The 11775-nt window shown below is 69.3% G+C and carries 12 protein-coding genes; 4 read left to right on the forward strand and 8 right to left on the reverse strand.

Annotation, left to right across the window (positions count from 1 at the left end):
* Positions 1–2 precede the first annotated feature (2 nt).
* Positions 3–1613 (reverse strand): amidohydrolase, encoded by a 1611-nt coding sequence (locus ACFOSH_RS19595; RefSeq protein WP_378240410.1) that lies wholly within the window; start codon positions 1611–1613, stop codon positions 3–5.
* A 52-nt stretch (positions 1614–1665) separates the two neighbouring features.
* Between ACFOSH_RS19595 and ACFOSH_RS19600 the strand changes: the two genes are divergently transcribed.
* From ACFOSH_RS19600 to ACFOSH_RS19610, 3 genes are all read left to right on the forward strand, one after another.
* Complete coding sequence (locus tag ACFOSH_RS19600; protein ID WP_378240411.1) at positions 1666–2346, forward strand: hypothetical protein; 681 nt, start codon at positions 1666–1668, stop codon at positions 2344–2346.
* Positions 2347–2430: 84 nt separating this feature from the next.
* Positions 2431–3819: a KamA family radical SAM protein gene (locus ACFOSH_RS19605; protein ID WP_378240412.1), complete on the forward strand. Its 1389-nt coding sequence runs from the start codon at positions 2431–2433 to the stop codon at positions 3817–3819.
* A gap of 568 nt (positions 3820–4387) precedes the next feature.
* Entirely contained in the window at positions 4388–4516 is a 129-nt protein-coding gene (locus ACFOSH_RS19610; protein WP_378240413.1) for a hypothetical protein, read from the forward strand.
* Between the two features lie 249 nt (positions 4517–4765).
* Here ACFOSH_RS19610 and ACFOSH_RS19615 read toward each other — a convergent pair whose 3' ends face one another.
* From ACFOSH_RS19615 to ACFOSH_RS19630, 4 genes are read right to left on the reverse strand one after another with little or no spacing between them, the layout of a single operon-like run.
* Entirely contained in the window at positions 4766–4927 is a 162-nt protein-coding gene (locus ACFOSH_RS19615) for a hypothetical protein (RefSeq protein WP_378240414.1), read from the reverse strand.
* A gap of 32 nt (positions 4928–4959) precedes the next feature.
* On the reverse strand, positions 4960–6222 hold the full coding sequence (locus ACFOSH_RS19620) for an SGNH/GDSL hydrolase family protein (protein WP_378240415.1): 1263 nt from the start codon (positions 6220–6222) through the stop codon (positions 4960–4962).
* Between the two features lie 44 nt (positions 6223–6266).
* Positions 6267–6767 (reverse strand): anthrone oxygenase family protein, encoded by a 501-nt coding sequence (locus ACFOSH_RS19625; RefSeq protein ID WP_378240416.1) that lies wholly within the window; start codon positions 6765–6767, stop codon positions 6267–6269.
* A gap of 45 nt (positions 6768–6812) precedes the next feature.
* A complete protein-coding gene (locus tag ACFOSH_RS19630; RefSeq protein ID WP_378240417.1) occupies positions 6813–8309 on the reverse strand; it encodes an amidohydrolase family protein in 1497 nt (498 codons plus the stop codon).
* Positions 8310–8403: 94 nt separating this feature from the next.
* Between ACFOSH_RS19630 and ACFOSH_RS19635 the strand changes: the two genes are divergently transcribed.
* Positions 8404–8970 carry a TetR/AcrR family transcriptional regulator gene (locus ACFOSH_RS19635; protein ID WP_378240418.1) on the forward strand — a complete coding sequence of 189 codons (567 nt, stop codon included), beginning with the start codon at positions 8404–8406 and terminating at the stop codon, positions 8968–8970.
* 267 nt (positions 8971–9237) lie between these two features.
* Here the strand turns inward: ACFOSH_RS19635 and ACFOSH_RS19640 are convergent, their stop codons facing one another.
* From ACFOSH_RS19640 to ACFOSH_RS19650, 3 genes are all read right to left on the reverse strand, one after another.
* Positions 9238–9759: a hypothetical protein gene (locus ACFOSH_RS19640; protein ID WP_378240420.1), complete on the reverse strand. Its 522-nt coding sequence runs from the start codon at positions 9757–9759 to the stop codon at positions 9238–9240.
* Positions 9760–9762: 3 nt separating this feature from the next.
* Positions 9763–9915 (reverse strand): hypothetical protein, encoded by a 153-nt coding sequence (locus ACFOSH_RS19645; protein WP_378240421.1) that lies wholly within the window; start codon positions 9913–9915, stop codon positions 9763–9765.
* 373 nt (positions 9916–10288) lie between these two features.
* Positions 10289–11641 (reverse strand): lanthionine synthetase LanC family protein, encoded by a 1353-nt coding sequence (locus ACFOSH_RS19650; protein WP_378240422.1) that lies wholly within the window; start codon positions 11639–11641, stop codon positions 10289–10291.
* Positions 11642–11775 lie beyond the last annotated feature (134 nt).

Genomic DNA, 11775 nt, shown 5'->3' on the forward strand with positions numbered 1-11775 from the left:
CCCTAGGCCGTCCGGGTGAACACGTCGTGGATGACCTGCCCGTCGCGGACCGTGCGCAGACAGCGGGGCAGTGTCGCCCCCTCTTCCAGGTTCGGCAGCGGGGGCACGCCCGCCCGCGGGTCGGTCGACCAGCGCTGTACCCGCGAGTCCGGGGTCGCGACGACCAGGTCCGCGGCGTCCCAGATCGCGTAGTGCGCGGGGGCGCCCGGGACCAGGCTGCCGGTGACACCGTCGTTGACCCCGGCGGCGCGGTGCCCGGCGCGGGTGTGCGCGGTGAAGGACGCGCGAGCGGACAGTCCCGACCCGGGGGTGCGGTGGTAGGTCCCGGCGCGGACGGTGGCCCACGGGTCGACAGGAGTGACGGGCGCGTCGGAACCGAAAGCGAGCAGGAGCCCTTCGGCGGCCATGGCGGCGAAGGGGTTGAGCTTCGGGGCCCGCGCGGCGCCGAGGCGGTCGACGTACATGCCGTGCGGGCCGCCCCATTCCGCGTCGAACTGCGGCTGGACCGACGCGACCACGCCCCAGCCCGCGAGTTCCCGTGCCTGGTCGACGTCGATCATCTCGACGTGTTCGAGCCGGTGGTGCCGGGCGGCCAGCGCGCGTCGGCCGACGGTCTTCTCCGCGAGCCGGAATCCCGCGACGACCTCGGCGACGGCGGCGTCGCCGATGACGTGGAAACCCGCCTGCAGCTCCGCTTCGGTGCAGGCGCTGACGTGTTCGGCGATGGCGGGGGCGTCGAGGTAGAGCGTCCCGGAGGTGCCGTGGGCGTCGGCGTACGGCTGGTGCAGGGCGGCGGTGCGGGAGCCGAGCGCGCCGTCGACGAACAGGTCGCCCGCCACTCCCCTGGCACCCAGCGCGCGGGCGGTGTCGACTCCGCCGCTTTCGCCCCAGTAGCCGACGACTTCCGGCAGTCCGGGTTCCGTGGCGAGCGCGAGCAGGCCGGTGAGGTCGTCGGCGCCGGAGATGTCCGGTCCCGCGCACTCGTGGACGCTGACGACCCCTCGTGCGGCGGCTTCGGCGAGGAACGCTCGCTGAGCGTCGCGGCGCTGCTGGGGGGTGATCGCCTCGCGCATCGCGGCGCGGACGCGGTGGTGGGCGTCGCGGGTCAGCGGTCCGTCGGGCGACCAGCCCGGCGCGTCGTGCACGCCGGCGGCGAGTGCGACGAGGGCACTGGAGACGAGCGCGGAATGGACGTCGACCCTGCTCAGGTAGACCGGGGCCCCGTTCGAGGCCTCGTCGATCTCGGCGCGGCTGGGCAGCCTGCCGTCGGTCCAGCGGGACTCGTCCCAGCCGTGCGCGACCAGCACCTGGCCGGGACGGACGGCGTCGCGGACCGCGGCCAGCAGTTCGCCGGCACCGCGGATGTGCGCGAGGTTCAGCCCGGTGAGGTGCAGGCCGGTCGCGGTGGCGTGGACATGCGCGTCGACGAAGGCAGGGGCGACGAACGCGCCCTGGAGGTCGGCCACCTCGGCGTCGGGATGCACTGCCTTGGCCGGGCCGTCCTGCCCCACCCAGACGACGATGCCGTCCGTGATCGCCATGGCGGTGGCGTCGGGGGCCGAGGGGCTGTAGATGCGCCCGCCGAGCAGGAGCGTGGTTCGCGCTTTGGTCACCCTTCCGAGTTTGCAGCGTGCGGATGATCACGGCGTGGTTAGGGTCGATGAAATGAGCTGGGGAGCTGAAAACACGAAGTCAGCCGCCGTCGGAACCACTCTGTCGGCGGCCTTGGGGCTCGTCATCGCGTGCGCGATCGCCGGTTCGCGAGCGTTCTTCGCCGCGGCGACGTCGGCGAGTGTGCAGGTGGGCGCGATGGTGCCGCTGCTGCTGGCGGTGTACTCCGTGGCTTTCCAGCCGGTGCTGAGCTGGCTGGCGGCCGCGGTGGGCGTCGCCGCCGGGTGCCTGGTGGGGATGTCGCGCTGGAGGGTGCAGTTCGCCGTCGGCGGGGCGGTGGTGTCCGCGCTCGTGCTGTTCATCCTGGATCTGGGGACCGGCGGGGTGCCGGAGAAGCTGATCGATCACGACGCGGTGGTCCCGGGCGCGTTGCTGCTGGCGCTGCTGTGCGCCACCGTGGTCGCGGCGATCGTCACGACCGGCCCGCGTCTCGCCGAGGACGGCGTCGTCGTGCCCGTGCTCGGTCCGCTGGCGTCGGTGCTGGTGCTCGGCGGCGCCGGAGCGATGACCGCGGTCGGCGTCCGGGAACAGAACGCGTCACCAACACGGCTTGAAGCGGTTCATCACCTCGGCTATTCGGCCGGACTGCTGTTCCTCACCGCCGCGCTGATCGCTGGAATCGCTGCCCTCGAACACCTTCGCGCCCACTCGAAGCAGGAGGCAGTCTCCACCTGACACTCCGAGCAAGACAGGAATATTTACGTCGCCCGAACGATGTGACAGGATATTTTCACGCGTTTCCGACGACGAGGAGTACAAGTGACTGCGATCCAGGAACCGACCTCGCCGGTGGCCGCCTACGATCAGCCCTACGACTACACCCGAGTCGAACTGATCGAACCCGACTGGCGCCGCTTCCCCGGCTGGCACGACGTGACCGAGGCACAGTGGCGCGACGCGCAGTGGCAACGGGTGCACTGCATCCGCAACGCCAAGCAACTGCGCGCCCTGATGGGCGACCAGCTCGAGGAGCGCTTCTACGAGGACATGCTCGCCGACCAGCGCGAGATGGCCACGATGTCGATGCTGCTGCCGCCGCAGATGATCAACACGATGGCGCCCAACGCGGGCACGGACCCGGCGAAAGTGACCGAGGCCTGGTACGCCGACCCGATCCGCCGCTACATGCTCCCGGTGCGCAGCGACCGCGACACCGAATGGCCCAGCCACCCGCACTCCGAACGGGACTCGCTGCACGAGGCCGAGATGTGGGTCGTGGAGGGGCTGACCCACCGCTACCCCACCAAGGTCCTCGCCGAGATGATCTCCACCTGCCCCCAGTACTGCGGGCACTGCACCCGGATGGACCTGGTCGGCAACTCGACCGAGCAGGTCGAGAAGCACAAGCTCTCGCTCAAGCCTGTCGACCGCCAGGACGCGATGATCGAGTACCTGAAGAAGACCCCCGGCGTCCGTGACGTCGTGGTCTCCGGCGGCGACGTCGCCAACGTGCCGTGGCCGCAGCTGGAGTCGTTCCTCATGCGGCTGATGGACATCGACACCGTCCGCGACATCCGCCTCGCCACCAAGGCGCTCGCCGCCCTGCCTCAGCACTGGATCCAGCCGAAGGTCGTCGAAGGCCTCGAGCGCGTCGCCGGCACCGCCCAGCGCCGTGGCATCAACCTCGCGATCCACACCCACGTCAACCACGCGCAGTCGGTCACGCCCCTGGTCGCCGAAGCCGCCCGGACCGCGCTCGACGTCGGCGTCCGCGACGTACGCAACCAGGGCGTGCTGATGAAGGGGGTCAACGCGACCCCGGCGGACCTGCTGGACCTGTGCTTCGCGCTGCAGGGCGAGGCGAACATCCTGCCGTACTACTTCTACATGTGCGACATGATCCCGAACGCCGAGCACTGGCGGGTTTCCGTGCACGAGGCGCAGGAACTGCAGCACGCGATCATGGGCTACCTGCCCGGCTACGCCACGCCGCGGATCGTCTGCGACGTGCCCTACGTCGGGAAACGGTGGGTCCACCAGCTCACCGAATATGACAGTGAGCTGGGCATTTCCTACTGGACCAAGAACTACCGCACCGGGATCGAACACGAAGACCCCGAAGCCTTGCAGCGTCGCTACCCCTACTACGACCCGATCTCCACCCTGCCCGAAGCCGGCCAGAAATGGTGGGCCAGCCAGCACGGCTGACTTCTATATGTAGGTAGTTGAAGCCGGTGGTCCCGAACGTCGTTCGGGACCACCGGCAACGGCGGGCCGCAGGCGAATCGGACAGTGCCTCGCACGGTGAAACACCGACCGGCTTTCGGCCGGAGGCGCCCAGTCTGCAGGTTGGCTGTGTAGAACTTGACTGGAGTGCGCGTCCACGGCCAGCTGGCTTGCCGCGCGTCCGTGCCGCGACGAACGTGTCCGCCGCGGCACGGGCGCGCGGCCTGGACCCTCAGGTGATGAACGCGACCGCGAGTAGCGCGATAGCTGGACCGCTGACGGCGAAGAGCGCGTAGGACGCCAGGAACGTGGCGACTCCGGCCGCGGCCACGAGCAGTGGACCGCGCTTCCCGAGGCGGTCGGAGACCTTCCCTGCGGGGAAGGTCTCCGACCGCCTCGGCGATGTTGTAGGCGGTGTAGCGATCTGCGTGGCCGTCTGGAGCCCGTAGCCCGGCACAATGCCCGCTCGTGTACGTGGCGCGTACACCACGGCGGCATCGAAGATCGCCTGGTCTCGGCCAGGCTGCCCGAGCGCACCCCGCTCACCGAGGTGACCAGCCTGCCGCGGACGGCGGCCTACCTCATCCAGCGCAGCGGCGATGCGACGGATACGGAGCGGGAAGCTTACGAGATCCGCAAGAAAGCGGTGATGGTCAAGCTCAGAGAGGGAGAGACGTAGGTTCCTTGGTAGTCACGGGGGCGGAGGCCGTCATCTGACGGCCTCCGCCCCCGTGCTGTGTGCTATCGGAGCTGCGTGTTCGCCGGGCGTGCCCTCGCCGTGTCCGCACGGGACTACGGCGCGGCGTGCCATCTCGCTCCGAGGACACTCAAACGATCACGCGTTTTCGCTGGTCAAGACAGGCTCCGTCAAGAGCTGACGCGGGCCCGGAATCGCGAGTCCGCAGATCGGTCCAGTTCGGTTCGTGCCCTACGGGGTGACCGATTGACGGGGTCGTCGCACACCTTCGGTGTGCATGGCGGTGGTGATGCAAGTCGCTCTGTCGGTGCACACGGTGGTCGGCATCCTTCGGGCGCCCAGCGCCGACACCACGTTGTGCCCGCCGCTGGCGTTGACGAGCGTGATCTTCATGGGTTGCTCTTTGCCCGGGCATGGCGGTTGAGTCAGTCGAGATCGGTGACGTTGACGGCATCCGCCATCGCGCGGTAGCCCGTGTCGTTGGGGTGCAGGTGGTCGCCGCTGTCGTAGGCCGGGTCGAGCTGCTCTGTGTCGGTGGACCAAGCGAGTGCGCGGTCGAAGTCGATCACTGCGTCGTACACGCCGCTGTTGCGGATCCAGGTGTTGACCTCGTCTCGCTTGGCTTCGGTGAGCGGGGTGTAGTAGCGCGATCCCTTCATCGGCGGCATCGTGCCGCCGATGATCCGCAGGCCCTTGGCGTGGGCTTGGCTGATCAGGTCGCGGTGTCCGGCGATGATCTCGGCAGTTGACACCTCGGTGTAGGGGGCGGCTAGGGGCTGGCGGGCTTCGCTCATGCCGATGTCGTTGATGCCTGCCAGCATGATGACGGTGCCGACGCCTGGCTGGTTGAGGACGTCGCGGTGGAATCTGGCGGTGGCCTTGTCGCCGAGCCAGGCGGAGTCGACGGTCATCCGGTTGCCGCTGATGCCCTGGTTGAGCACGGCGCGCGGGTGTGCGGTGGCGGCCAGCCGTTCTGCGAGTTCGTCGGGATAGCGGTTGTCCGCGCCGGGGGTGGATCCGTAGCCGTCGGTGAGCGAGTCGCCGAACAGCGCGACCCCGTCCCGGCGGCACGTTGTGCCGAGGACGTCGATTCCGGCGAGGTGGTACCAGGAAGAGGTGGATTCGGTGAACGCGGTGGCGCGCTGGTCAGCGGTGTGGTCGCCGGTGGCCCGGTAGCTCGCCGTCATCGCCTGGGCGTGGTAGGTCGCGGGTCCGGTCGGGGCGGCGTAGTACAGCGTGACCGTCACCGAGTCCAGTGCTCTGATGGGCAGGGGCACCGGATCACTCGCGAGTTCGGCGCCGGTCGGGATGGTGAAAGTCGAGGCTCCGCCGACGGTCAGGCGACGAAGTGATCCGTGCCGCACGGCGGCACCGCCCGCGCTGCGCGCGACAGTGGCACCGGTGACGGTCAGCGGGGTGGGGCTGTAGGTGTTGGTCAGTCGGATTCGCACGGCCACGCCGCCGAGACTGAGTCGCGCCGATTGGCGCACGGTGTGGTCGGCGAAACCCTGCCCGGACCAGTTGGGTGTGAAGTTGACGCTCGGGCGCTGCGGCGAGGCCGACCAGGCCGCGGTCCAGCGGACCGCAGTGGCTGCTTCGGTGGGCGCCGCCGAGGCAGCCTCGGTGCCGGCGAGCGCCGTGGCGAGAGCCAGGACCGAGAGGGACGCCAGAGTTCTTACCGGATGCATGAATGATCTCCTGGTGAGTCTGAAGTGGACTGTCGGGGCGGTTGTCACGCCGCTGCGGGAACCGCTGGCCGGCGGTCGGCCTGCCGGGTTCGGGTCACGCGGATGGCGATGGCGATCACGAGCACGAACGCGGCGAGCGCGCTGAGGGTGCGCACGATGTTGAACATCTCCCACCGCTGGAGGTGCGTGGCGTAGTCGGCTGGTGGTGTGGTGACGGCCCACACCTTGATCCGGCCGTTGATCGGCACGTTGCCGAAGCGGGTGATCAGGAACGAGGCCACGACCAACACGCCGGCCGCGCCCGCCAGATACCGCTGTGTGCCGCGAGCAAGGAAGGCCAGGGCGATCGAGCTCAGCGCGGCCAGCGCCATCGTGGTTTGCATGACGGGGCCGTTCATCTGCATGAGTGCGGAGTGGAAGGTCAGGCGCACGTCGAGCGGCACCACGTTGAACGTGGTCGCCACGTTGACCGCGCCGTAGCCGAAAGCGCCCGCGAGCAGGCCGGTGGACAGCAGCGCTAGCCCGGTGGCCAGTCGGATCGGCATGAGAAGCTCCTCAGGTTTGGTTGTGTGACAAGGACTTTGGAAATCTCAGGACGCGGAGTGCTCGGCCGCCGCCGCGGCGATGTCGGCGAGCATTCTGGTGCGTCGTTCCGGGGAGATGACGCGTCCTCGGGTGATCACGGTGTGGATGCGGGTGGTGTTGCGGATGTCGGCCAGCGGGTCGGCGTCCAGCACCACCAGGTCGGCGAGCTTGCCGGGCGTCACCGTGCCGAGCGTGTCGGCCAGGCCGAGCATGCGTGCGGGTTCGATGGTCGCGGTTTGCAGTGCCCGCAGCGGGGAGAGCCCGGCGCGGACGAGCGAGGCGAGTTCGTCGTGCAGGCTGAATCCGGGGATGACGAACGGCATGTCACCTCCGTCGGTACCGGCGACGACCGGCACGCCGGCACGGGCCAACTCGCCAACGAACGCCAGCCGCCGATCGAGCAGGGCGTGGCGCTGGGCGGTTTCCTCCGGTGTCCAGCCGGCCTTGACGATGTTCTCCAGCGCCCAGCGCCATCCCTCGACCACCGACGCCGGCACGTACTTCAGTCGCTCGTCGTCCGGCACGACCTCGTCCGGCCGGTCCAGCACCCGGTACACCACGAGGGTGGGGACGATCCGGGTGCGGTTGCGGGCCAGCGTGGCGAACACCGCCGCCGCCTTCCTCGGGCTGTAACTGCCGGCGGCGTCCCACTCCAGCCGGTGGATCTCGTGCATCCAGGTGCCGTAGTCGCTCTGGCCGACCGTCAGCCCGGCGATCCGGGTACGCAGTTCCGCCTCCCGGACCGAGGTGTCGTACCAGGTCGAGTACAGGTGCTCGACGCTGTACTGGCCCACCGCGCTGGCCGTGCTTAGCGGGACCGCGTCCGGGCAGTGCCCGGCGAACGGGATCCGCTGCCGGCGTGCCTCCTCGGCGATCACGCGATGCAGGCCACCGGGCAGCCGCGAGTACACCTTCACGAAGTCCGCGCCGTCCCGTTTGGCTTGCCGGACCGCGTCCCGGGCCTGCTCCTCGGTGGCGACCTCGACGAAGGCCGCCGGGTCGCCGATGGTCGGTGCGCCGTCGACGATCCGGCTGGCGATGACCGACCGAGGCCCCAGCAACTCACCCCGCTCAGCCCGGTCACGCCACTCGTGCAGCAGCGCCGAGCCGGACATCTCCCGAACCGACGTAACGCCGTTGACCAGGTACAGCGGCGGGGAGATCCGCTCAGCGGGGATGCTGTGCACGTGCGCGTCCCACAGTCCGGGGATCACGAACTTCCCAGGCAGGTCCAGGATCTGCGCGCCAGCCGGCACAGGAACCAAACTCCGGCGTCCGACAACAACGATGCGCCCTGCGCGGACGAGCACGGTCATATCGCGCATGGGTGGGCGCCCGGTGGCGTCGATGACCGTGACGCCGGTCAGCGCGAGGACGCGTTCCCCCGCCGCCGCGGCAGCCCGGTCCGGCCGCGCGGCTGCGACTGCTGTCCCCGTGGCCACTATGACCGCGCCCGCCCGCAGCACGTCGCGGCGACCAATCCCACCCGTTAAGTCTGACATGCTGTCAAATATAACGACTGTTGTTAATCTTGACAACGTGTCCGAGATAACGACTCCCCGGCGTCGGCGGCGCCGCTCCGACGCCGACCGCAGCTTGAGCGCGATCCTGTTGGCCGCGAAGGAGGTCCTGGTCGCCCAACCTCACGCGGGCGTCGAGGACATCGCCGCCGCGGCCGGCGTGAGCCGGCAGACCGTCTACGCCCACTTCAAGACCCGCGAGGCACTTATCGCCGCGGTGATCGACGTGATCACCGGTGAGGCAGTCGCGGAAATGGACGCCGCGCACCTGGACGAGGGCCCCGCCGCTGCCGCCTTGCTCCGCCTGCTCGACGCGAGCTGGCGAACACTCCAGCGCTATCCACAACTGCTGAGCATTGCCGCCACCGCGGCCGACGTCGATGCGGACCACACCCGCCACCAACCAGTGGTCGACCACCTCGACCGACTGCTCACCAGAGGCCGGCATTCCGGCGAGTTCACCGACGACGTCCCCACGTCATGGCTCGCAACCACGGTTGTCACACTCGGCCACGCCGCCGGAGACGCGGTGAACGCGGGACGGATAGCACTACCGGACGCCACCGAAGCGCTCGCCAGAAGCGTTCTGCGCGTTTGCGGGGTCGACCCGACCACGATCACCGACCTCGTCTCAGGGTGCTGAGTCCGGGACCTGATCAATCACGTCGCGACAGGGACAGCCGGGTGAGGCAAGACACCCGGCCGGACAGTCGTCAATTGTGCCGATACAGTCGCTCAAACCCACTCGGCGGGGGAAGGGTGTCGCGCAGCCTGACGGGTAGCCATCAGCGCGGTCGGGACCTCGTGCTCGACGTCGACGAGGAAGCTCGTCGCGCCGTCCCCGCGGGTCATATCCACTGCCGGTCCGAGGTCTCGGCGGGCTCGCGGTCCTGGTCTTCACGCTGCTCGGTCACTCGTCGACTCTCGCAATCGGCGCCACCCGGCACAGATCGCTGGCCGGGCGGCGCCGTCGGGTAACTATGGGCGAGCGGAGGCGCGGTCGCGGGTGGATGACAGGGTGCGGATGTTGGTTGCGCTGGTCAGAGCGGCACGGAGCCGGCTGATCTCGTCGTGCTGAGCGGCCAACTGTGACACGGCCTGGGTCCGAAACGCGGTCAGGTCGGCGTTCTCCTGTTCGGCGGTGACAGCCGCTGCTGGAGTGGCCGACGTGCTCCTTGAGCCGGTCGATCTGGGCGTCGCGCGGATCGGCGATGACGCTGGCTTCGCGAAGCTGATCGCGCCGTCGCTCGAACTCCTCCTTCAGGTGCAGGTAGGTGCTGTAGAGCGCGGCGCGGGTGACCCCGCTGGCCGCCGCGAGGGTCTTGCCGTCGCACTTGCCGCCAGGCGGGATCTCTCCGCACAGCAGACGGTCCATCGCCGCCCGGCTCGTGGTCTCCTTCTGCGCGCGGGTCTGGTCGGCGAGTCGTCCCATCGGTCAGTTGCCCTCCGCGCCGGAGCCTGCCGGGCCGCTCGCGGCGTCGATGGCGGCCAGCGCTCGTTGGGCGCGGTCCAGTTGCGCCTCCAGCCGCGCCCTCTCGGTCTTCTGCCCGCGACCGAGATTGCTGAGGAACACCGTCGTGCCCGTCATCCAGACGAAGATCGCGCGCCGGTCGACCGGACACAGCGACAAGCGCACCTCACCGAAAACCGTGGCGCGACCAGCCGCCGATGGCCCGACCGTCAGGCAGGTCCCGGAGGGGCGTTCAGGCCCATGTGCGGGCTTTGAACGCCCCCTCCGCCGTACCCGCTGTTTGTGCTGGTAAGAACCGGTCACTACCGGTTGCGACCGGACCTCAAACTGCCCGGCGCCGATGGCACGGGAGGAACACGAACCACACCCAGGATCATTCTGTTAGGACCCCTTAGACCGGCCCGGCAGCAGGACACCGCCGGGTCTGGTTGGCAGTGCCACTATCAAAACCCAAACCGCGATGGGACTGCCAAACGCCCCCGCTGCCGGCTCAGCCCCGAGGCCCTCGACCAGTGTCCGGGCTGGAACTAGGGGTGGGGAGTGCCCACCAGCTATCCATGCGTGTGACAGGGGTGGCGTCGCGCCCGTCGCGCAGGACGCGGCTGATCCGGAAGAGGAACGCCGCGATGCCGGCCGATCCTTGCATCCAGCCGACCCCCGGTGGCAGCAGCGGTTCCGGGCCGAGGTGTTCGATGAACCGCCAGTAGGCGTGCGGTCCGTCCCGCACCGCGCGCTCGACCAGGGTGTCGGCCAGGTGCACGGCGAACTCGAGGTCGTCGGTGCGGCCGAAGCGCTGCCAGGAGTCCAGAAAAACCTCACCAACGCCGGTCGTCCCGCAGCAACGTCCGTCGTTGTCCCAGAAGCCGGGGTGCCGTCTGGCGGGCAGGCCAGAGCTACGCGTGCTGTGCAGGCATCGGCGATGCCACGCCAGTGGCGGTTCACCCGCCACGTCCTCGACTCCGGCGAGATCGAGGGCGAGGAAGAGCAGCGAGGTGCCGGCGGGGCCGTGGCACCAGTTGTAGGTGTAGACGTCCTGGCCCGGTTTGCTGGGGATGGTGCGCGGCACGACAAATCCCCCGCCACCGGTGTGGCCCAACGTCACCAGATGTTCCGCGCCGAGGGCGGCCGCGCCGGTCAGGTCAGGCCGGTCGAGCTCGGTGCCGGCCAGGGCGAGGGACGCCGCGATACCCGCAAGGCCGTGCGAGAAGTTGGGCATCTGCCTGGCCGGCTCGGCATGGAACCGGTGCGGTACCCAGTGCCAGTTGACCCCGGTCGGCACCTGCTCCCGGTCAGCCATCAGCACATCGGCAGCCTGCGCACCGAGGTCGCCGGCGTTGGCCAACCCCGCGCGTCGGGCCCACAACGCGCCGAGCAAGATCCCGGCCGTGCCGAGAGTGGCATCGTTGACCAGGGCGTCCGACAGGAAACCTGGTGGCCCAATGGCTGTTTGTGGCCAGCCGTCCCGGGTGCGCAGCGCGATCAGCCGGTCGACGGCCGCCTGTGCCCCGGGAACCTCGAGCGCGGTCAGCACGCCGATGGAGCTGACCAGCCCGCCGAAGAGGCTGCAGTCGATCTCGTCCTCGATTCGACCGGTGAGCCGTTTGACGATCGCCTCCGCGACACCCCGCTCCTCGGTCGTCCAACCCCGGGCGAACCGAATCTCAGCCATCACGTAGGCCAGCCCACCCACCCCGCTGTACATGGTGTCCCGGTACTCCGAGATTTCCGGAATTCCCGCCGATTCGGGAATCCATGGCCCATTGTCCCAACGCACCTGATCCAGCACCCACCGCCACGCGGCTTCGGCCACATCGCGATAGCCCTGCGCGTTACCCGAGATCACCCGTCGATCATCGCATCCGCATGGCGGAACCCGGCCCTCGGCGGCCAACCGCAGTCGTAGTGGCCGCGGATGGTCTCATTTGACTTTCGCAGGCGTCTAGCGAGGCGATCTGCGTTCACCGAAGCTTGCTGCTC

The sequence above is a fragment of the Amycolatopsis speibonae genome (assembly GCF_042647925.1).
Classification (GTDB): Bacteria; Actinomycetota; Actinomycetes; order Mycobacteriales; family Pseudonocardiaceae; genus Amycolatopsis; species Amycolatopsis speibonae.

Coding starts and splice junctions, on each gene's coding strand:
- ACFOSH_RS19645 (WP_378240421.1), bottom strand. CDS start 9,915: ATGACGGGCACGACGGTGTTCCTCAGCAATCTCGGTCGCGGGCAGAAG.
- ACFOSH_RS19640 (WP_378240420.1), bottom strand. CDS start 9,759: ATGGGACGACTCGCCGACCAGACCCGCGCGCAGAAGGAGACCACGAGC.
- ACFOSH_RS19615 (WP_378240414.1), bottom strand. CDS start 4,927: ATGAAGATCACGCTCGTCAACGCCAGCGGCGGGCACAACGTGGTGTCG.
- ACFOSH_RS19625 (WP_378240416.1), bottom strand. CDS start 6,767: ATGCCGATCCGACTGGCCACCGGGCTAGCGCTGCTGTCCACCGGCCTG.
- ACFOSH_RS19630 (WP_378240417.1), bottom strand. CDS start 8,309: ATGTCAGACTTAACGGGTGGGATTGGTCGCCGCGACGTGCTGCGGGCG.
- ACFOSH_RS19600 (WP_378240411.1), top strand. CDS start 1,666: ATGAGCTGGGGAGCTGAAAACACGAAGTCAGCCGCCGTCGGAACCACT.
- ACFOSH_RS19620 (WP_378240415.1), bottom strand. CDS start 6,222: ATGCATCCGGTAAGAACTCTGGCGTCCCTCTCGGTCCTGGCTCTCGCC.